At 44.9% G+C, this 21097-nt stretch carries 17 protein-coding genes; 12 read left to right on the plus strand and 5 right to left on the minus strand.

Annotation, left to right across the window (positions count from 1 at the left end; genetic code table 11):
• Window positions 1–206: 206 nt before the first annotated feature.
• Window positions 207–1070, plus strand: a complete 864-nt coding sequence (locus tag AAEY83_RS06120) for a hypothetical protein (RefSeq protein WP_025646552.1) — start codon at window positions 207–209, stop codon at window positions 1068–1070.
• Between the two features lie 123 nt (window positions 1071–1193).
• Here AAEY83_RS06120 and AAEY83_RS06125 read toward each other — a convergent pair whose 3' ends face one another.
• The 3 genes from AAEY83_RS06125 to AAEY83_RS06135 form a co-directional block, all read right to left on the minus strand.
• On the minus strand, window positions 1194–1991 hold the full coding sequence (locus tag AAEY83_RS06125; protein WP_025646553.1) for a 4'-phosphopantetheinyl transferase family protein: 798 nt from the start codon (window positions 1989–1991) through the stop codon (window positions 1194–1196).
• A 185-nt stretch (window positions 1992–2176) separates the two neighbouring features.
• Window positions 2177–2713, minus strand: coding sequence for a peptidoglycan-associated lipoprotein Pal (pal, locus tag AAEY83_RS06130; RefSeq protein WP_392397021.1), 537 nt, complete (start codon window positions 2711–2713; stop codon window positions 2177–2179).
• Between the two features lie 239 nt (window positions 2714–2952).
• Complete coding sequence (locus AAEY83_RS06135) at window positions 2953–3657, minus strand: DUF6231 family protein (protein WP_156923982.1); 705 nt, start codon at window positions 3655–3657, stop codon at window positions 2953–2955.
• A gap of 180 nt (window positions 3658–3837) precedes the next feature.
• Here AAEY83_RS06135 and pepN point away from each other — a divergent pair, with 180 nt between their 5' ends.
• The gene (gene pepN, locus AAEY83_RS06140; protein ID WP_025646556.1) at window positions 3838–6489 is read left to right on the plus strand and encodes an aminopeptidase N; all 2652 of its coding nucleotides are present in this window, start codon (window positions 3838–3840) and stop codon (window positions 6487–6489) included.
• A gap of 87 nt (window positions 6490–6576) precedes the next feature.
• On the opposite strand, the gene AAEY83_RS06145 is transcribed toward pepN, so the two are convergent.
• Complete coding sequence (locus tag AAEY83_RS06145; protein ID WP_025646557.1) at window positions 6577–7659, minus strand: 3-deoxy-7-phosphoheptulonate synthase; 1083 nt, start codon at window positions 7657–7659, stop codon at window positions 6577–6579.
• 179 nt (window positions 7660–7838) lie between these two features.
• Here AAEY83_RS06145 and lpxB point away from each other — a divergent pair, with 179 nt between their 5' ends.
• Genes lpxB through AAEY83_RS06160 form a run of 3 tightly spaced genes read left to right on the plus strand, consistent with a single transcriptional unit; the run spans window position 7839 to window position 11437 of the window.
• Window positions 7839–9188: a lipid-A-disaccharide synthase gene (lpxB, locus tag AAEY83_RS06150; RefSeq protein WP_025646558.1), complete on the plus strand. Its 1350-nt coding sequence runs from the start codon at window positions 7839–7841 to the stop codon at window positions 9186–9188.
• Window positions 9189–9233: 45 nt separating this feature from the next.
• Entirely contained in the window at window positions 9234–10064 is an 831-nt protein-coding gene (rnhB, locus tag AAEY83_RS06155; protein ID WP_084212648.1) for a ribonuclease HII, read from the plus strand.
• A 53-nt stretch (window positions 10065–10117) separates the two neighbouring features.
• A complete protein-coding gene (locus tag AAEY83_RS06160) occupies window positions 10118–11437 on the plus strand; it encodes a CAP domain-containing protein (RefSeq protein WP_156923983.1) in 1320 nt (439 codons plus the stop codon).
• Window positions 11438–11515: 78 nt separating this feature from the next.
• Here the strand turns inward: AAEY83_RS06160 and AAEY83_RS06165 are convergent, their stop codons facing one another.
• The gene (locus AAEY83_RS06165; RefSeq protein ID WP_025646560.1) at window positions 11516–12097 is read right to left on the minus strand and encodes a DUF924 family protein; all 582 of its coding nucleotides are present in this window, start codon (window positions 12095–12097) and stop codon (window positions 11516–11518) included.
• Between the two features lie 289 nt (window positions 12098–12386).
• Here AAEY83_RS06165 and nspC point away from each other — a divergent pair, with 289 nt between their 5' ends.
• The 7 genes from nspC (at window position 12387) to mutL (ending at window position 20992) form a co-directional block, all read left to right on the plus strand.
• Entirely contained in the window at window positions 12387–13598 is a 1212-nt protein-coding gene (gene nspC / locus AAEY83_RS06170) for a carboxynorspermidine decarboxylase (protein WP_025646561.1), read from the plus strand.
• 206 nt (window positions 13599–13804) lie between these two features.
• On the plus strand, window positions 13805–15070 hold the full coding sequence (locus tag AAEY83_RS06175) for a saccharopine dehydrogenase family protein (protein ID WP_025646562.1): 1266 nt from the start codon (window positions 13805–13807) through the stop codon (window positions 15068–15070).
• Window positions 15071–15187: 117 nt separating this feature from the next.
• On the plus strand, window positions 15188–15394 hold the full coding sequence (locus AAEY83_RS06180; RefSeq protein WP_025646563.1) for a DUF2905 domain-containing protein: 207 nt from the start codon (window positions 15188–15190) through the stop codon (window positions 15392–15394).
• A gap of 140 nt (window positions 15395–15534) precedes the next feature.
• Window positions 15535–17211, plus strand: a complete 1677-nt coding sequence (locus tag AAEY83_RS06185; RefSeq protein ID WP_025646564.1) for a GMC family oxidoreductase — start codon at window positions 15535–15537, stop codon at window positions 17209–17211.
• A 320-nt stretch (window positions 17212–17531) separates the two neighbouring features.
• Complete coding sequence (locus AAEY83_RS06190; protein ID WP_051397468.1) at window positions 17532–18050, plus strand: hypothetical protein; 519 nt, start codon at window positions 17532–17534, stop codon at window positions 18048–18050.
• 617 nt (window positions 18051–18667) lie between these two features.
• On the plus strand, window positions 18668–19180 hold the full coding sequence (tsaE, locus tag AAEY83_RS06195) for a tRNA (adenosine(37)-N6)-threonylcarbamoyltransferase complex ATPase subunit type 1 TsaE (protein ID WP_051397469.1): 513 nt from the start codon (window positions 18668–18670) through the stop codon (window positions 19178–19180).
• Between the two features lie 21 nt (window positions 19181–19201).
• On the plus strand, window positions 19202–20992 hold the full coding sequence (gene mutL / locus AAEY83_RS06200; RefSeq protein ID WP_025646567.1) for a DNA mismatch repair endonuclease MutL: 1791 nt from the start codon (window positions 19202–19204) through the stop codon (window positions 20990–20992).
• Window positions 20993–21097: the final 105 nt, after the last annotated feature.

Here is a 21097-nt window from a genome sequence, read left to right on the forward strand (position 1 = left end):
ACACTAATGCGCTTTATGACAGAGTGTAACGGTAATAATTACAATACCTACGTAATCTTTACATAATGGCAAACAAAAAGCGCTTCTTAGGGGATGACTTTTAGAGTCAAAATTGTTTTAATCTGCTCAACAAAATGATGGTTTGTAAAAACGCTAAGTCGTCATTCACTGTGGGCAAGCTACTTCATATTTTTAGGAGATTAATGATGAAACTTATTAAACTTACGGCAGTATCTGCCGCTATTCTAGGCTCAACTGCTGCTATGGCTGCCGATCCTATCGTTGTTGTAGATGATAATGATACGGTTGCTTACCCAGTAGCTGCTCCTGCTTATCAGTATAACCAAGATGCGGGTATCATCCGCAATACTACTGGCGCAGTCGTTGGTACAACTAAGACTCTATTTAACACAGCAATCAACCCTGCTGCTGTTAGTGCAGAGATTGGTAGCTTAGGTTATGGCGCAAACATCGCGTGGAGCATCAACGAGACTACTGAACTACAAGCCGGTTGGGCAGGTGGCGACGTTGCTGACCTATTCGGCGGTGACTTCGATGCAAATGACATCAACTATGACGTAGATACAGATTTTAGCAACCCATACTTAGGCGTACAGATGCGCCCTGCAGCGAACTGGTTTACTGTGGGTGCTGGTATCATCGTTCCTGATAACGATATTGATGTTCGTGCAAATGCTGAAGGTGAAGGTTACTACAGTATTGATGGCAACAAGTTCTATGCTGGTAATGCAACTCTTGACCAATCTTTAGCTGAAGATTTTGGCGGTGATAACGTTGGTAACCTAGAAGGTAGTATTGAGCACCGTAACAAGTTAGCCCCTTACTTAACTGTAGGCTTCCGTCCTAATATCACTAATAACTTTGGTTTATTTGGTGAACTAGGTGCAGCTTATATGGGCAAAGTAGATGCAAACGTTCGTTACACTGGTGAAGGCGGAAATGTAGTAGCGGCGCAAGATGCAGCGCGTCAAGCTGAAAAAGATCTAGAAGATAAAAGCTGGTTAGAGTGGTTCCCAATCGTTAAAGTTGGTGCAACTTACCGCTTCTAATTTAAAGACTGAATCTTTCTAATAAAAAAAAGCGATCTTCGGATCGCTTTTTTGTGTTTTAAGTTTGCTTAAATGGGGTAAGAGCGTTAGTTAAACTGAATATTACGCTAAATACTGGTTATATCAGAATACTACTATCGTCTGATAGTTTGAAATATAAGCTACTCTACGCTGAGCGTCCTGGTTCAGCTCTATAAATAGCTCACGAGCAGAACTATTATTCTTAATAATATTGTCAGCACTATTATCAGCGCTATCATATTCGATAAGCGTCTGAACTAGCGTTAGGTCAGCGCGACCTAAACCTGCTGCGAGTGTTGTTTGATTGATTTTGATCAAACTCTCTTTGATTTGCCATAGTAACCTGACCAGATAATCGCGTTTATCGAGTGACAGCTGCTCGAGCATAGCGATTTCACTGGGATGATAGAAGCGTTTGGCGACTTGCCATGCCACGCTATTTACCTCAATATCTATACCAATAGCGCTGTCAAAGCTCAGAGCGACGGCTACTGTATCTGCCGAATGACTGAAGCACACATAATGGCGATGGTTTTTGAGTCGATAGGGGAACGCCGACTCGTCTAGCGTATCTGCTATGCCGAGCTCAGCGAGTAATCTATTTAAGAGTAAGCGCACGCCAGTACGTTGACTTTGACGCTTAATTTTTTTATTTAATAAATCTTGCTTTGTAGCACCTAACGAAGAGAAGTCACTGGCTGGGTTATAAGAGGGCGACACGATACAAAACGTCTGCGAAGATAATGAGTCATGATCAAAGCCGCTAGTAGATAGAGTAACAGGTGTGAGAGCAGTCGAATGATCTCTCCATAATCGAGTGCCAATAGGCTGCAAGCGAGCAATAGCGCAATAATGAGTCGCCGTAAGCTGCGTATAGTGAATGTCATTCAGTAAGATCATAAGGGCGAGTGAATACTATTAATAATCATAAGCGTATTATTATGGCAGGTATGAAGGAGTAAGCGCAAAAATCCTTAGCTAATCTTATTGTAGAATACAAAAAAACCCAGTAATACTGATATTACTGGGTCAAAGTCAAAATACGAAATGAGATGAGAATAGGCTAATAACCAGTAAGCTGGCTATTAGTACGACAGCTCAGCACGGCGGTTTAAGGCGTAAGCCTCTTCAGTGTTACCAGCTGCTGCAGGACGCTCTTCACCGTAGCTAATAATACGGATATTATTGGCAGCGACGCCTTGCGCTGCTAGATAATTACGTGCAGCTTGTGCACGGCGCTCACCCAAAGCGATATTGTACTCGCGGCTGCCGCGCTCATCAGTATGGCCTGCGATTAGCACCTGTGTACCTGGATTTGCGTTTAATAAGCTGACGTGTTGATTCAGTACGCTGGCAGCTTGTGCGGTGATCTCGCTACTATCAAATGCAAAATAAACGACCGCTTCCATATTGTCTGAAGCATCGACTACGGCTACAGGATTATCGACTACGACCGCACCGGTATAAACCCCTTGACCACCAGGGATACCTAAAGGCGCGACGACGACTTCAGAGGTAGCGCGTTTGGTGGCACAACCTGTAGTTAAGGCCACCGCACTAGACAAGACAGCTAGCGCAGTCATTTTGGCAAAACGGTTACTAAAAGAAGAAAGTTGTGACATTTGAAGCTCCTAAATAGGTAATTTATTTGTTGTTTTATATATCGCACAATAAACTTAGGTCATTGAGGTCTATCATAAAATCAATGTTACGTTGTGTAAGTAGCATTACTGTAAATAATACCAAGGTTCGGTAAGTATTACAGCATGTGTCAGACAACTTAGTCGTATAAGTTTTTATTTTTTAATTTCAGCGAGATTATCGATAACGCGTATAGATAAACTAGAGCCATTGTTATTTTTTACCAGCGATGCTTATCCCAGTTTTCAGGATTGGCCCAGTATTTACTATTTAGCCAATTGGGCAGGCGTTTATAATCGTACAGATTAAACTGCCAAAGGGTTAAAGAAGAGGCTGCTGGTAGCAGACGCTCAGCCGTAGGAGAGTCTATGGCTGTGATAGCTGTGTCAATTGCTTGATCGCCTAAGATATCGAACGGCATAAATCCGTACGCTCGCAGGTCTATCTTATCCTTGACAGCGATTAGCAAATGAGCGGCGTACAGATCCCTATAACGCATTATAGTCGGTATAAATTGCTGCAACTGCTCGGCTGACATCGTAGGTAGCCAAAAGCAGGCAAGCTCAAAACGCTGAGGACTATACTGATGACTAAGCTTGGCTAAAGTGCTTATCTCAATATCTGGTTTTATACTATTTTCAACTCTGTTCTTTTTAGCCTTATTCTCTTCAGTCTTGTTCTCTTCATTTTCCTCTTTATCAGCATGACTATTCATAGCAAAGACCTCTTGCTCGTCTTGTTTTTGCAGCAGTAGGCTGAGACTATCAGCTTGCTGGCTATCTTCAACTGCCCAGAGTAGTTTGGGTAGCCTGAGTAGCTTGGGCGATGGGGTTGCCTCTTTTGTAACCTCTAATAAAGAAGGTAGAAGGGCTTGAGTGTAAGCTATCAGCAAGGCTGGGGTAAGAGGAGGAGAGTTAGGATTCATAAAAGGCGCCAAAGTGGTTAAATCGCGAGGTTGCTCTTGAAATTTACTTATTGAGGCCAATGTAGCGTTAAAGCTTAGCAGAATCAAACTTAATTTAATGAGCGCGTTTAAATAAGCGGTAATGACGCCGTATAAAAACAATAGACTCTAGCCTTCTTTAGAACAACAATAGGATTATCAATGTCAACGACTCAAACTGATGCCAATATTATCAATGCAGACATGCCGGATGTTCCTACGCATATGCCCAGCAAAATCCATCTAAAAGACTATAAGCTGCCAAGCTTCGATGTTGATACCGTTGATTTAGATATTCAGCTGTTCGATGACCATGCTATCGTCGATAGCACTTTGGTGATGCAGCGGCAGAGCGATGGTGACTTAGTCCTCGATGGCGAGGAGCTTGAGCTGATAGCTATCACACTTAACGATGAGGTACTGTCTAATGATTGCTATCAGCAAGCTGACGGTAAGCTTATTATTAGTGAGGCGCCAGATAAGCTGACTTTGCAGCTGCAAGTACGTATTTATCCGCATACTAATACTGCGCTTGAAGGTCTGTATATAGCCGGTAGTGGTAGCGATACGATGTTTGTCACTCAATGTGAGCCTGAGGGCTTTCGCAAGATTACCTTTTATCCTGATCGCCCTGATGTGCTATCTGTTTTTACTACCCGTATTGAGGCCGACAAGCGCTTTCCGACTTTACTTGCCAATGGTAATTTGATCGAAGCGGGTGAAGTTGCCGACGACAACACCCGTCACTATGCAATTTGGCACGACCCAACCAACAAGCCCAGCTATCTATTCGCGAGCGTCATCGCTGATTTAGAAGTATTGAGTGATAGTTATACCACTAGTGAGGGGCGCGAGGTCTTGCTTGAGCTCTACGCCAAGAGTGATGATATCGATAAGTGTCATGTGGGTATGCAGGCGCTCAAAGACTCGATGCGCTGGGATGAGGTCAATTATGGCCGTGCGTATGATTTGGATCGCTACATGATAGTGGCCGTCAGTCAGTTCAATATGGGCGCGATGGAGAATAAAGGTCTCAATATCTTTAACACTGCTTGTGTGCTCTCAAGTCCTGAGACGACGACGGACGCGCGCAGCTTCAGTGTCAAATCCATCATTGCTCATGAGTACTTTCATAACTGGACTGGTAATCGTATTACCTGCCGTGATTGGTTTCAGCTGTGTCTAAAAGAAGGGCTTACCGTCTACCGCGATCAATCTTTTTCTGCCGATCAGCAGTCAAGCGCGGTGCAGCGTATCGATGATGTTGCCACTTTGCGCGCGCATCAATTCAGCGAGGACGCAGGGCCACTGGCGCATCCGGTACGTCCTGAGAGCTTCGTTGAGATTAATAATTTTTATACCACGACGGTATATGAAAAAGGCGCTGAAATCGTGCGGATGATAGCCAATACTTTAGGCCCTAAAGATTTTCGAAAAGGTACTGATGAGTACTTCCGCCGTTATGACGGCCAAGCGGTCACAGTTGAGGATTTTTTATCTGCGCTTAGCATTACCGATAGTAAGATTGAGGACTTTATCGATTGGTATCGTCAGCCGGGTACGCCCGTAGTATCTGGTCATCAAAGCTATGATAGTGATTCACAGACTTTGACAATCACTCTTAAGCAGCAGACGCGCCACGTACCAGGGTTTGATGCACCAAAGCCGCTACCAATACCAGTGGCGACCGCGTTATTTGACAAAGATTCCGGCGCTATCATTGATGAGCGTATGCTGATGCTTGATCAGGCAGAGCAGACCTTTAGTTTTGATAATATTACGCAAGAGCCAGTGGTTTCTTTGCTGCGTGATTTTAGTGCGCCGGTGCAGCTCAATTATGATTATCAAGATGAGGACTTAGCGTTTTTGCTTGAGCATGAGACCAATGGCTTTAACCAATGGCAAGTGACACAGATGCTTGTCAATCGTATCTTACTCACTATTCAAGGCAATAAAAAAAGCAGTCCTGATATCTATCTGCAGGCTTTAGCGAAGACCCTGCCTAAGCTTGCGGTCACTGATGCTATGCTCGCGGCGCGTCTGCTCGATATTCCATCGGTGCAGGAGCTGGCCTCAGCCATACACCAAGACTACGATCCTAAAGTGGTCAAACAGCAGCGCAATGGCTTATATAAGCAAGTGGCGCAGACGCTTAAAAATGAGTGGACGGCTTTATATAATCAGTTGCCATTGCAGCCTTATTCAGATACGCCAGAAGCGCTTGGTAAGCGTGCCCTGCGTAATGTGGTCTTAGACATGGCATTGACTGCCGAAGTGGCTGGTGCAAAGGAGTGGGCACAGCAGCAATATGAGAATGCTAGCTGTATGACTGAACGCTTCGGCGCGTTAAAGGCGATGGTGAATCATCGAGTTGCTGGTGCAGATAAGTGTTTAGCGGACTTTTATCAGCGCTTCTATGATAATGATTTGGTCATTGATTTGTGGTTTAGCGTACAAGCCTCGAGCGCTCATGTCACCACACAAGATATCAAAGCTTTACTCGTGCATGATGATTTTGACTGGAACACGCCTAATCGGATACGCTCAGTGATTAGCGCTTCCACCTCGCAGCCGACCGTACTTTGGACCGCTGAGGGCTTGTCTCTCTTTACAGGGGTAATCAAGACGTTAGATGGCACCAATCCGGTATTGGCATCTCGCTTGCTACAAGTGCTAGCGCGCTGGTATACGCTAGCAGAGCCGACTCGGCAGATGGCGCAAGATGAGCTTGTCGCTTTGCAGCAGCAAGTCTCCTCTAAAAACGTAATAGAGACGCTAGATAGTGTGCTCAGTGCCGCAGAGGCTTCTGCTTAATAGCTCAGAGCTGGTAGAACACAAAAAGCTCATCTTAATAGATGAGCTTTTTTCGTTAAGCAATACAACTAGCGATAATGTCAGCAACTATCGATTAGGTAATATGTCTTTTACCGCGTCACGCAGCTCATGAAGAGCAGTGACTGTGCTGTCCCAGTCTAGGCAACCATCAGTGATAGACTTGCCATACTCAAGCTGACTAAGATCAGCGGTGAGCTTTTGATTACCGCCTTTTAGGTGACTCTCAATCATCATACCGATGATGGATTTATTGCCATTTCGAATTTGCTCAGCGACGTTGTTGATGACCATTGGCTGCAAATACGGATCTTTGCCTGAGTTGGCATGGCTTGAGTCAATCATAATCTTCGTGCTGGTTTTGCCTTTTTTTAGCTCGTTTTCTGCAGCTGCGACAGCGGTTTCATCATAGTTTGGCTTACCATTGCCGCCGCGCAGTACGACGTGGGCATAAGGATTGCCTTTAGATCTAATAATCGACACTTGACCATCAGCAGATAGACCTAAGAAGCTATGACCTGCTTTGACCGCTTGCATAGCGTTGACAGCGACAGTCATACCGCCATCGGTGCCGTTTTTGAAGCCGACAGGGCAGGACAAGCCTGAGCTCATCTCGCGATGCGTCTGACTCTCAGTGGTACGAGCGCCAATCGCTGACCAGCTGATAAGGTCTTGTATGTACTGCGGCGTATTCGGATCGAGCGCTTCGGTCGCACAAGGCAAGCCTTTTTCGTTCAAATCGATCAAAAGCTTACGAGCACTGCGCAGACCTTTTTCGATATCGAAGCTGTCATTCATATCTGGATCGTTGATCATGCCTTTCCAGCCCACAGTGGTACGCGGCTTCTCAAAATAGACTCTCATCACCACAAAGATGCTGTCTTCGACTTCTTTGGCCAATACAGCCAAACGATCTGCGTATTCGTGAGCGGCCTTTATATCGTGAATAGAGCAAGGGCCAATAACCACAAATAAGCGCTTGTCTTTACCATCCAAGATGTCTTGAATCGTATGACGGCCTTTGAGTACGGTTTGATAGGCGGCATCGGTAAGAGGTAGCTCAGTTTTTAGCTCAGCGGGGGTGACTAAAGGGATGAATTGGTCAATGTTCACGTCATCAATGTCTGCATTGTGGGTAACTGTTGTTGTCATGGGTATCTATCATTTAGCTGATTTGTGGGAATAATCATTATGAGGACAAAAGTGTGCGTTGACAAGGGTAGCTGTGCAGTTAATTGACTGATAACTGGAATGTGAAAACCAAAATTTTGTTATACTTGTTATTTTATGATTATATTATTCTTTATTTTTATCATTATTAAAGGTTTGTCATGACTCGTTTTGCTAAGCCTACTCAAGCGGATGAACAGCGTGCACCCTTAGGTGAACAGGCATTATCCTCAGTGCCATCAAAAGCACCATTAACACCACCATCGTCACCGCCATTGGTCATAGGGATAGTCGCCGGCGAGGTATCGGGGGATAGCTTAGGGGCAGACTTTATGCAGCAGATGAATAATCTGCGTGATGATATTGTTTGGGTGGGAGTGGGCGGACCCAAGATGCAAGCGCAGGGGCTACAAAGCCTGTTTCCTTTATCTCGGCTAGCCGTCATGGGTTTGGTTGAAGTGGTCGCGCAATTATCTGACCTTTTTAAAGCGCGCCGCGAGCTTTTAACTGCTTTTATGGATGCTCAGATAGATTGGTTTATTGGTATCGATGCGCCTGATTTTAATTTACGCGTCGCTAAGAAGCTCAAACCAAAAGGCGTGTTCTGTGTCCAGTACGTCAGCCCCTCTATTTGGGCATGGCGTGAGTCGCGTATCCACGGTATCAAAGAGGCGACTCATTTGGTGCTGTGCTTGTTTCCATTCGAGCTGCCCGTTTATGAGCGCTACAACCATCCGGCGATATGTGTGGGCCATCCGCTACTTAGAACGCTTGATACTGAGCTGACTGAGACGCCGACCAATCAGCTGCGTAGTGAGCTGGTTTGGCAAAACGATGGCTTACAGCAGTTTTTTAGAGAGCGTTTTGAGGCAGTCAGTCAGCTTATCTGCGTCATGCCAGGCTCGCGCCGCAGTGAGATTACTGCTATTTTACCTTTGATGCTCGATGGTATGCAAAAACTGTTGTTAGTCGATCCCAAGCTGTGTTTTATTATCCCGACAGTCGATCAAAATCATCAATATATCGTGCAAGACGTGATAGATAAACGCTCTGAACCCCTGCGCGATGCTATTGCTGTAGTCTATGATGAGAGTCAGCCGAGTTTTAGTCAGCAAGCGATGGCGGCCTCCGATATTGTTATGCTCGCTTCGGGCACTGCAACGCTTGAAGCTATGCTGCTTGAGCGGCCTATGGTAGTTATTTATCAGCTTAATCAGCTGACTTATCAGATCGCTAAGCGCTTGGTCAAAGTTCCTTATGTGGCACTACCTAATATCTTAGCGGGAGAGATGATAGTCACTGAGCTCATTCAAGAGCAGGCAACGGGCGAGAATATTTGCCGCACGCTGACTAAGCTTTTACAGCCGCGGGCTTATAATGAACAGCTACAGCATTTACTAGCGACTAAGCGCAATCTGCAGCAGCAGAGCAACCACGACCCCGCCAATAGCGTGGTCGAGCAATGGTTTGCCCAAATGAGAGCACGTACCGCTCGCGATGCAACGTTCTAACAACCTCTCCAATCCTTATGATATAAAATAATTCCAGTGATAAAAATGAGTATTAATTCCCAAGTTTTGCCTATCGACACTTGTATTGAGCACATCACTATCAAAGGTCAATACACGTCCTTAGCCGCCCCTATAACATTAACTGGACAGTTACTTCTGTCGCAGCTCACAGCTGAGTATCCGCCGAGAGCGGTGCAAAGTGGCAGCTTACCCACATTACAGATAGGTATTGATGAAGCAGGGCGTGGGCCTTTGTTAGGGAGTGTCCATGTTGCGGCAGCTATTTTACCGAAGACTTGGTCAGATCTTATCGAAAACCAGCCGCTAAAAGACACACCTTTATCCATCTTGACTGACTCCAAAAAGCTCAGTGAAAAAAAGCGCGATACTCTTTATCCTTTAATACAACAGCACGCGCTTGGATATATTATCGCAGATATTCCAGCAGCGGTTATCGATCAGCTAAATATCTTGCAAGCGACAATGCTCGGAATGCGCTTATGCACGGAAGAACTGCTAGAGGCATTGGTTAGCAATGCTGCGAATATTCAAACAAGCCAAGTTGAGGTGTTAATCGATGGCAATCGCTGCCCTGAACTGAATTATGTTAAGTTGTCTGAATTTGGACTGTCCTCATCTGCTATTGATTGCCAAGCTTGGGTAAAAGGGGACGCACGGCATACTAGTATAGCGGCAGCTAGTGTCTTGGCTAAAGTTAGCCGCGATCAGACGATGTACGCTTTAGATAGCAAGCATCCTGAGTATGCTATTGCTAAGCATAAAGGCTATCCGACTAAGGCGCACCTGCAAGCTATTGAGACTCATGGCGTGCTAGATGAGCACAGACGTAGTTTTTCGCCCATAAAACAAAGGTAGAGTATGTGAGTACTCCATATTAACGACAAAACTTATGACTAAAAGGGGAGTAAGTGAGCGCTAGATCTTCTGCTACCATGCCGGTGTTATTATTGGCTTTGCTATTGCTAATACCTGCCGATGACGGAGTAAAAAGAGCCTATCTACCAGCACTTTATCTACAAGATGTAAAAGCGGCGATAGCACATCTGCAGTTAGAGGAGGCGTTTGCAGTCTTAGGTATAAAGATCGATGAGCAAGCTGATACGAGTATTTTAGCCCAAAAGGATAATGATTTAAGCTCAGGTGAAAAGACTCAAAACCATGACAATAATGATAGTAATGACGATAATAACAGTAACGAAAACATTAACGTCGATGATGATGATAATGCATCGGCTATAGCCAATAAGGTGTTTAATGACGCTAGAAGCCGCTGTGGCCTTGACACTTTATCGCCAGATGCTGAGCTTAAACAAGTCGCGTTAGGGCATGCGAACTATATTAAATACATTTTTGCACATTCGCAGCCCGCGCTGTTTTATCCGCACTATCAAAACGAGATTAAAGATATTAAAGCGGTTACTAGCAGCAATAACCCGCATTATAGCGGCCTAGATATCAAAAACCGTTTATTCAATGCCAGCTACGCCAATCTAAAGTATGGCTTCACAGAAAACATCGCGCAGAGTATGTATTACCATTCTGCAGGTGAGCTACTCTCAGCAGAGACCATAACCACTTCGATGGCTAGATCCTTGCTTGCCGCGCCTTATCATCTGCGCTCGCTGATGCAGCCAAGCTCGAAAGTAGTAGGGACGGCGGTCGTCGCCTACAAGCCCTATAATAAAGACACGCGCAATAATCAAGGCTATGTGCTAGTCAGCAACGCCGCTGCTACAGCTGACACGGTGGATGCTAACTATGCTGGTGTTTTAACTTATCCGTGCCAAGGCGTAACCGGCACAGTAACGGCTCTTTATAACGAAACCCCAGATCCAGTAAAGCATACCGGCCGCGACTTAAGTACCGATCCTATAGGTCAGCCTATCTATATCAAAGTGGCAGCAGCCGACACTATTCAGATTATCAACATTCGCTTTTATGATGAGCTGCGCAGAACAGCGATACCGACGCAAGTACTTGATTATCAATCAGATTCTTACCTAAATACAGACTATAAACTGCCCAAAAACGAAGCTTTTATCTTACCTATCACAGACGCAGTCGATAGCTGTAAGGCTAGCATAAAGCAGACAATGATAAAAAAAGCAAACAACTGCGGCTTGCAGGGCAACACTGAGTATAAAGTAAGCTTCGATGTCATCATAAATGACCAACGCCTGATCAGTAAGTCGTTTAGCTTTATGACAGGCGAGGTGAACTACTCATAAATGAGCAGTCATCGAAAACTGAGTCGTCAGCATAGCCTTTTAATTATAATCTTTTAAGTATAGACCTCTAATCTGCGCCTAAAATGAAGAGCCCGGCTGCTGCAAAAACTCTTTTTCTTTGTCAGTAGACTCTCGGCCCAAAGTCTCATTACGATGCGGATAGCGACCAAATTGCTCAATAATATCTTTATGACGATGCTCAAACCCTAATGTACTTTCATCATTAAGCTGCTCAAATAGTGGCAAATACTGCTCATGAATGGCTAAGGATTCAGAATGCATAAATGGTATGATAGTAAAGCGTCGCCATTCCATCGGTAAGCTATCAAAATGCGGCTGCTTGATCGCTTCTTGCGCAAGCACTACAGCCATGCCGTCTTGTGAAAAAGCACAAGGCTTGCCGCGGCATAAATTACGCGAGAACTGATCTAAGACAATAATCTCCGCCAAGCGTCCGGCGAGATTGGTAATGGAGCTATTGGCGTCGGCTTTATTGTCACCGCGGCGCCAGTGAGCGCACTCACCATGTATAGCTGCTTGCCAAATTTTGCCAAACTTTGACTCAATACGCTGATCAAAATCGTCGTTTTTCTCAAACCAGTAAGGCTCGTTGTCTTCATTAAACCAAAATTCTAATACGGCACGCGCATCAGCATTGATGTGTTGTAGATTAATATCTTCAGCATTTATTTTATTATGATTCGCTTGACTAGCGCTGGTAGAATAATCGGTTGAGAGCGACATAAGCTATTACTCCTAGTAATGAATTTAGCTTACTATAACTTAAATAGTAGCTGCGGTCATGATGTTAAAATGTAGCACCCCTTGTGCTTGCAAAAGCGAATATAAACCTTATTATTAATCGCTACGAATGACCATCTGCCATCTGCTTCGCCTCTTTAACCTATACTATTCCACTTTTTTGCTTATCTGATTTAGGCTGCTTTATATGAATTCAGTAAACCCATCCTTAAAGGCTTCCAAAGTGTCGTCTCAATTACCAGCGACGCCTTATTATTTACTCGATGAGGCGGCAATCGTCAGCAATATGCAGATTATCGCGCGTCTATGTGAGCTATCAGGAGCCAAGGCGTTACTCGCGCTTAAGTGCTTTGCAACTTGGGGAGTCTTTGACGCGATGCAGCCCTATTTGCACGGTACAACTTCATCGTCACTCAATGAGGTGCGTTTAGGTTTTGAGACGTTTGGCGGCGCGCAAGATAAAGAGACGCATGCTTATAGTGTGGCTTATAGCAGTGATGAGATAGATGAGGTATTGAGCTATGCCGATAAGATTATCTTTAATTCTATCTCGCAGCTCACCGCTTTTAAAGAGCAAGCCTATGCACAAAACATTCCTGTAGGCTTGCGTCTGAACCCTAAGACCAGTAATTCTTCTTTTATCATTGCTGATCCAGCGCGCCCGTTTAGTCGTTTGGGCGAGCATGACAAAGATAAAATTGCAGCGGTGCTTGCTGATATTAGTGGCGTGATGATTCACAATAACTGCGAGAACGATAGCTTTGAGGCGTTCAGCGATAGTTTGGCAGATATCGAAGCGAAGTTTGGTGATGTTTTAGCTGAGCTCGAGTGGGTAAGTCTCGGCGGCGGTATTCACTTTATTGCGCCTGATTATCCATTAGAAAAACTGGCCGATAGGCTAAAAAGCTTTAGCGAAAAATACGGCGTGCAAGTCTATCTTGAGCCAGGCGAGGCGAGTATCCATAGCGCGGGCACGCTCGTAACAACGGTACTCGATACGCTGCACAATGAAAAAAACATCGCAGTGGTTGATGCTTCTATCGAAGCACATATGCTCGATTTGCTTATTTACCAAGAGTCGGCAGCTATCGCGGCTATCAATGACGAGGCCGTCGATATCTTGCCCGCTGCAGAAAGCTGTAATCAGCAGGCGCTAGACAATACCATCGTTTGTGGTCGTTCTTGCCTAGCGGGTGATATTTTTGGCGAGTATGCGCTAGCGGATAAACTCAAGGTAGGCGACCAAATAAGCTTTGCTAATGCCGCAGGTTATACTATGGTGAAAAAAAACTGGTTCAATGGCGTCAACATGCCAGCCATTGTAATTCGCCGTTTAGATGGCAGTATTGATATCCAGCGTGAGTTTGATTATCAAGATTATAAAGCGAGCTTGTCTTAATTTTTACTCGCTAGATAGTGCTAAAAAAAGGATAAAATTGTTATAATTGCACTAGGTAAAGGTTATAAGACAAATAATAGTTTTTGCCCGACGGGTGTATGGGTTTTCCTCGGTCTTCCTTTTTAATTCATACACATCATTCATCTGTTACTGTTTTGCATAGCCACCTCTGTGGCATCGGCAGGAACACAAAGGAGGATTGTTCATTGAACATAAGTCAAACCAAGCTTAATAAAAAAGACGTTCTTATTATCGGTGCAGGCGGCGTAGCACAAGTGGTCGCGCATAAATGTGCCATGCATAATGACGTACTCGGCGAGATTTATATTGCCTCGCGTACTAAGGCCAAGTGTGATGAGATAGCGCAAAGCGTCCATGACAAAAACAGCTTTAAACGTCCAGCGACGCTGCACACCCACCAAGTCGATGCGATGGACAGTGCAGCGCTGATCAAACTTATCAACGACACGGGTGTTGAGATCCTTATCAATGTCGGCTCAGCCTTTATTAATATGAGTGTACTAGAAGCTTGTATTGAGACGGGAGTAGCTTATATCGACACTGCCATTCACGAAGATCCGCGCAAGATTTGTGAAACCCCGCCTTGGTATAATAACTATGAGTGGCAACGCAAGCAGCGCTGCGCTGATAATAATGTCACTGCTATCTTGGGCGCAGGGTTTGATCCGGGCGTGGTCAACGCTTACGCGCGCCTCGGCTATGACATGATGGATAAAGGTTCAGTCACTGATATCGACATCATCGATATTAACGCTGGCAGCCATGGTAAATACTTTGCAACCAACTTCGACCCTGAGATTAACTTTCGCGAGTTCACCGGCACAGTTTACTCTTGGCAAAATAGCCAATGGCAAACCAACGATATGTTCGAGGTCAAGCGTACCGATGATCTGCCTGTCGTTGGCGTGCAAAACAGCTATTTAAGCGGACATGACGAGATTCATTCGCTATCAGCCAATCTAGATGTGCCGAATATTCGCTTTTGGATGGGTTTTGGTGAGCACTACATTAATGTCTTTACCGTCCTACAAAGTCTGGGCTTGCTCTCTGAGCAGCCAGTGACAACTGCCGAGGGGCAAGAAGTGATTCCGCTCAAAGTGGTCAAAGCGGTATTGCCAGATCCTAGCTCGCTTGCACCTAATTATACAGGCAAGACTTGTATTGGTGATAAAGTCAAAGGACGGATAGACGGTGTTGATTCTGAGGTGTTTATCTACAACGTCTCTGACCATAAAGAGGCCTACAATGAAGTGGGTAGCCAAGGTATCTCCTATACTGCAGGCGTGCCACCCGTCGCAGCCGCTATGCTTGTCGCGACTGGGGAGTGGGACACCGGAAAGATGGTCAATGTCGAGGAGCTAGACGCTAAGCCATTCATTAATCTACTCAATAGGATAGGTCTGCCAACGCGTATTCAAGACGCCAACGGAGACAGAGCGCTCGAATTTTAGGTTAAATATTAGTTTTATAAAAAAGCTTATCTGTTATAGATAGGCTTTTTTTGTAGACGCTGATATAGTTGATTAAGCTGATATATTTAATTAAAAAATATTAATAAGGACTAACCAATGGCAAAAATCCTAATTATTTTGGGAGCTATATTAGTAGTAATAGGGGCTATTTGGCTAGTGTTTCCAAGCCTGTTTTCGTGGATAGGCAATCTACCAGGCGACATCAAGCACAGCTCTGGCAATACCAAAATTTACTTTCCAATAATGACGATGATTGTGATAAGCGTTGTAGCAAGCATTCTGCTGAATCTATTTAATCGCTAAAAAGTCATGTCAGTTTTAGCCTAGAGTTTTGTTAAATTTTCTAAGCAGCGATAGCTAATTCTGCTATAGTGAAATGACTGTATCGCGTTATATGATCGGTACTATCTATTAGTAAGCTATTAGCAAGGAGCGCTTTTCTCATGGAATTTGACTATGTCATTATCGGCGGCGGCTCAGCAGGATGCGTGATGGCCAGCCGCTTATCAGAAGATCCAACTATCTCAGTGTGCCTATTAGAGTTTGGCGGCGACGGCAAAGATTTAGCCGTACGTGTACCTGCAGGCGTCATCATGCTGATGCGCGACAAGCCAGTAAAGATCAACAACTGGGCATTCAATACTGTACCGCAAACCCAGCTCAATAATCGCATAGGATATCAGCCGCGCGGACAGTGTTTGGGTGGCTCATCCGCTATCAATGCGATGGTCTATACTCGCGGTAGTGCCAAAGACTATAATCGCTGGGCAGATAACGGCTGCGAGGGTTGGGGCTTTGATGATATGTTGCCTTTTTTCAAAAAAGCCGAAAACAATATTCGTGGGGGCGACGAGCATCACGGCGACTCAGGTCCCCTGCACGTGTCCGAGTTACTGAGCCCGCGGCCTATCTCTAAAGCCTTTGTTGATGCTTGTGTGGCTAATGGTCTCGATGCCAACGACGACTTTAATGGTACAAAGCAAGACGGCGCGGGCCTATATCAAGTCACCCACTTCCATGGCGATAAGCAGGGCCAGCGCTGTTCAGCCGCCGCCGCTTACTTGCACCCTATTGAAGAGCGTCCGAACCTCACCATCATCACCGGCGCTATGGTATCCAAGGTTATCATAGAAGATAAGCGCGCCACGGGTGTCGCTTACGTCAAGCATGGTGAAGAATATACGGTCAGCGCTCTCGAAGAGGTGCTACTATGCGCGGGCGCGTTCGGCTCTCCAAAGACGTTGATGCTATCAGGTATTGGGCCAAAAGAGCACTTAGAGCAGCACGGTATCGAGGTGATTCAGGAGTCGCCGGATGTTGGCGGTAACTTGCAAGATCACTTAGATGTGGTGTTCGATTATAAGGTCAATACCAAAGACATTATCGGTATCGGCCTAAGCACGGTTGCGCAGATGACGTCCGCCTTAGGACAATGGCGCAAAGATGGGACGGGCATACTATCGACCAATTATGCCGAAGGCGGCGCTTTTTATAGCGCTACGAATAAGACGCCAAAAGACTGGCCTGACACTCAGCTGCATTTTGTCATCTCGCGCGTGATTAATCACGGACGTGAGCTGAAGTGGGGTTACGGCGTCTCAGTACACAGCTGCTATTTGCGCCCTGAGAGCCGTGGCACAGTGAGACTGGCGTCAACCGATCCTAGCGAGCCGCCACTGATTGATCCCAATTATTTGTCAAACGACAAAGATGTAGAGTTTATGGTCGCGGGCGCCGAGCGTGCTCGCGCTATTATGGAAGAAGCGCCTCTTGCCAAGTTCATCACCGAGGACTATGCCGCGCCTTATATCAAAAAAGATGGCTTGCTTGGTTATATTCGCAATAAGTCCGACACCATTTATCATCCTGTCGGTACTTGCCGTATGGGCACAGATGAGCTGTCGGTTGTCGATACGGATCTGAAGGTGCGCGGTATTGAGGGCTTACGGGTGATTGATGCGTCGATTATGCCGACACTGATTAGCGCTAATACTAACGCACCAACCATTGCTATCGCCGAAAAGATAGCCGAACAAATGAAATCAGAGCGTCATAGTAGTGAAAGTGTACCGACGCAGATCACTAACTATGCCAAAGCTGAGCACGTAGCAGCAGGGTAATCAAGCTTTTGAAGCTAAACAAGCTATTAGAGTTTAAATAAAGTTTTCTAGTGTTTTAATACTAGAAGGCTTTTTAAGTAATCACAATTTTATCTTAATAGTTTTTATCATCTGCTTAAAAGGGCAATATAACGCTTTAACCGTAGGTGATATGAAGCTACAAACCGTCATAAAGCATGATTCGTTTTACAAAAAGCTAAGGCATGACTAGCAAGGGAGTATAGAGTTGTGCACTAAGAAGATGTAACAAAGTGATTTTGCAAGTGATATTTTAGACCTTGCAAGCAACATTGAGTTTATGAGATATCAATTGGGGGTTTATGAAAATAGGTGATAGCAAAGAAAATAGGTTTGCAAATATAGAGCAGAGCAGCATGAACGGTTATGCACCAGAATATACAAAAAAAGAAAAAATAGTATTATTAGCTAAATATCTTACTATTGCAGCCGGTTCGATAGCTTTGATTGAGTGGTACTTACTACCCAAATTTAGCTTGTATATTGATAACATCAGTTGCTACGATTATAAATGGTTCACAGGTTTTGAGATTATGTTCTATGGATTGTTTGTAGGATTCCCTTTAGGGCTAGCAATAATATTGTTTTGTTTAGAAGGATTCAGAAATCTTAAAGTACTCCAACTAAATCAAAACCCTCTACCTAATGAGAAGGTTTGGAAACCGACCAAGTATAGTTACGGTTTAAAAGCAAAAGTAAAACCAATTGGTTTCTTTACTCTACTGACTTTACTGGTGCTGTTGAGTATTCTTGGCGCATATAAAGCAAGTCAGCTCCTCGCTAATGATACTCTCACAGACGATGCACCCTGTTTAGTCTAACTATAGTGATAATGCTCAAAGCAAGAGCCTAAATATAGCAGTTCAAGTAGAATGATTTAGCTCAAGCGCTATCGAACTAAAACTATCAATCCTCAACCTGCCTTTTATTACTCAAATAAATCAAATAAAGCGCGCCCGTCAGCCGAATCCCAAAAATACTGCTAATCACCTGATTTTCTCTCCTAAAGGCCCTAGAAATGCCGCTTCAGTGGCGAGCGCCATACCGCCCGATACTACGAATAACAATACCAAGATCTGCTTCATAGTCTGCCTTTATGAATCTTAGGGTTGAACGTTTTAAATCGTGCAATTGATAGTTTAAGTTTAAAAGCATTTCATAGTTTCGTCGCATGTATTGTAGGGAGGGCGCGGGGTAAAGACAATAGTAACCGCGAGTGTTCATTTCCAATTAGCGATATAGAAAAATCAGTGACTGCGTAAACTGAGTATGAGATTCTATATAGTTCATGTTTTTGTTTCTGGTTTGGTATCGCTAGTAGATGTCAGCGTTAATAAGTGCTTACTTACGAATGAGAAGCGATTTGCTATACTGTCTTATCAATAATGAGCATCGATAAAAATTTTGATGTAGAGATAATCCGAGTAGGGGCCGCTAAATGTCTGATAGTAATTCGAGTGCTATAGTAGGACTGCAAACCTTAACATTGCACTCAGAAACCGATACCCAATTAGTAGCGCAGCAGTTGGCTACGCTACCGATAGAGGGCAGTGTATGGCTATCCGGGGACTTAGGCGCAGGCAAGACCACTTTGACACGTTATTGGCTACAAGCGTTAGGTCATAAAGGCGCGGTCAAAAGTCCGACTTACACCTTAGTGGAGCCTTATCAGATTGAGCAAGAGAATGGCTCTGTAAAGCCGGTGTATCATGCTGATTTATATCGATTGCAAGACCCAGAAGAGCTATCTTTTATTGGTTTTGATGAGTATCTTGATGAGCCAAATGCGCTAGCTATTATAGAATGGGCGAGTCGCGCCGATAGCTATTTGCCGCCACCGGCTATATTTATCGATATGACGGAAGTCGATGACGGCGCGCGGCAGATTGAGTGTCGTCTCTCAAAAATAGGTCAAGCCCAAGGCTTAGACTTATCCACTTTGCACTTATAACTCTGCAATCATAATTCTGTTATGCTAGAAAATACCGCCATTAGTCGTATAAAAAAACTCTCGCCGCTACTGATCAATCAATTGGCGGCAGGCGAGGTGGTGACGCGTCCGGCCGCTGTGGTCAAAGAGCTGCTCGAGAACGCTATCGATGCCAAAGCCACACATATCGAGGTACATATCACTCAAGGCGGTATGGGAATGATACAGGTCGCGGACAATGGCGCGGGTATCCATCCAGATGATATGGTAATGGCCATTACTCGCCACGCTACTAGCAAGGTCGCTGATGTTGCTAACCTACAAGGTATCCGTACGTTAGGGTTTCGCGGTGAGGCCTTAGCCGCTACGGCTGCAGTCTCACGCCTGACTTTGATCAGTAGTCATGATGACAATGGTATAGGTCGACAGCTGCAAGTCTCAGGTGTACTTGCTGAGGAGCCGCCCTTGACGCCAGTGGTGCACAACCGCGGCACCACAGTCACGATTAAAGATTTGTATTTTAATGTGCCTGCTAGGCGCGGCAATCTAAAGTCTATCGCTACTGAATTTGCTCATATTGAAACCATAGTCCGTGAAGTTGCTTTAGCGCGTGCTGATGTGACGCTCGTTCTTTTCCATGATAATAAAAAACGTATCACCCTATCAGCAGATCGAGACGATGATACGACTAGCAGCGCCTCAGTCGCTAATATCCGCCAACATCTCCCTATCTTTCGACTAGAGCAAGCGCTAGGTTTAGCGCTACAAGAGAATGCTGTAGAAGTTGCTGTAGATTTATCAGGTCTACAGCAGCAGTACGCTGACTCGAGCAAGACAAGTCCATCAGCAATGACGCCAGCGCAAGTTAGCGGTTGGTTATGGCCAGCTATGCAGCCGCAGCCCAATCTCCCCAAGCTAATCTATGTCAATGGACGCTTAGTCAAAGAGGCCATTATCAGCAATCAGCTCCGGCAATTAGCAGCAAGTGCTGAGATTGCGGCGCTGGGGTACGCGTTATACTTTGAGCTGCCATTATCTTGGTTGAATGTTAATGTGCATCCTAGCAAACAGCGCATCAAAATCAGCTCTCTCAATAACATCGTGGCGCATCTGAGTTATGCTATCAGCAACAAGCTCAAAAGCGCAGTGATAGACTATCCTTCGTTAGCATCATCAAGCCCAGAATTATTAGAGGACGAGATAAACGAAAATCAGCCTGATGACAGTGGGCATAATTTTTCGGCTTTTAAGCCGCAAGTACAGTCTGTTAAGCACTCTTATCAGCACTCACAAGAGCCAGATACAGTTGCCAGTGGTGCCAATCAGGTAAATGACAACGCTGCGATAACGACAGCAAGCGATAAACAGTCCAGTACTCCCTCAGTATTACCTACAATAAGTGGCAAGCGTTCAATGCCTTTGCCATACTGTTTAGAAGTGATTACTGACTTGTCAGAGTATGAGCTTGGAGCTTCAGAAGATCTTGTAGGCGCAGTGAACGATAATGTCCCTAGCGCTTTGTCACCTTGGCTATTGTTTTATGCTTTAGTGCACAATCAAGGACAATTAATGGTGATAACAGAAGCGGAGTGGCATCAGCGGTTCGCTCGATTATTTACAGCCAATGATTATCGGCAGTCTCATAAATCAGCCAGTCAGTTGGCAATAAACCAAGAGATTAATGCGCAGATTAGCCATTACGCGGCACAAATGTCGACGCCAGATTTGCAAGCTTTTACCTCAGATATTATAGAGATACTCACGACCAAAGCCATTGTACGGACAGATAGCAAACCGTTAATTGGCTTATTATTATCGTCCGCTTTAGCTTAATCGTATTTAGCTTTACGCTGTCACACTCTTTATTAGGGCGTGTTGAACATTCACAAATGCGCACTGCTGATCGCTAAAATAGTTCTAGTCGTCGTTAAAATTGCA

The organism is Psychrobacter sp. TB20-MNA-CIBAN-0197 (assembly GCF_040309765.1).
Classification (GTDB): Bacteria; Pseudomonadota; Gammaproteobacteria; order Pseudomonadales; family Moraxellaceae; genus Psychrobacter; species Psychrobacter submarinus.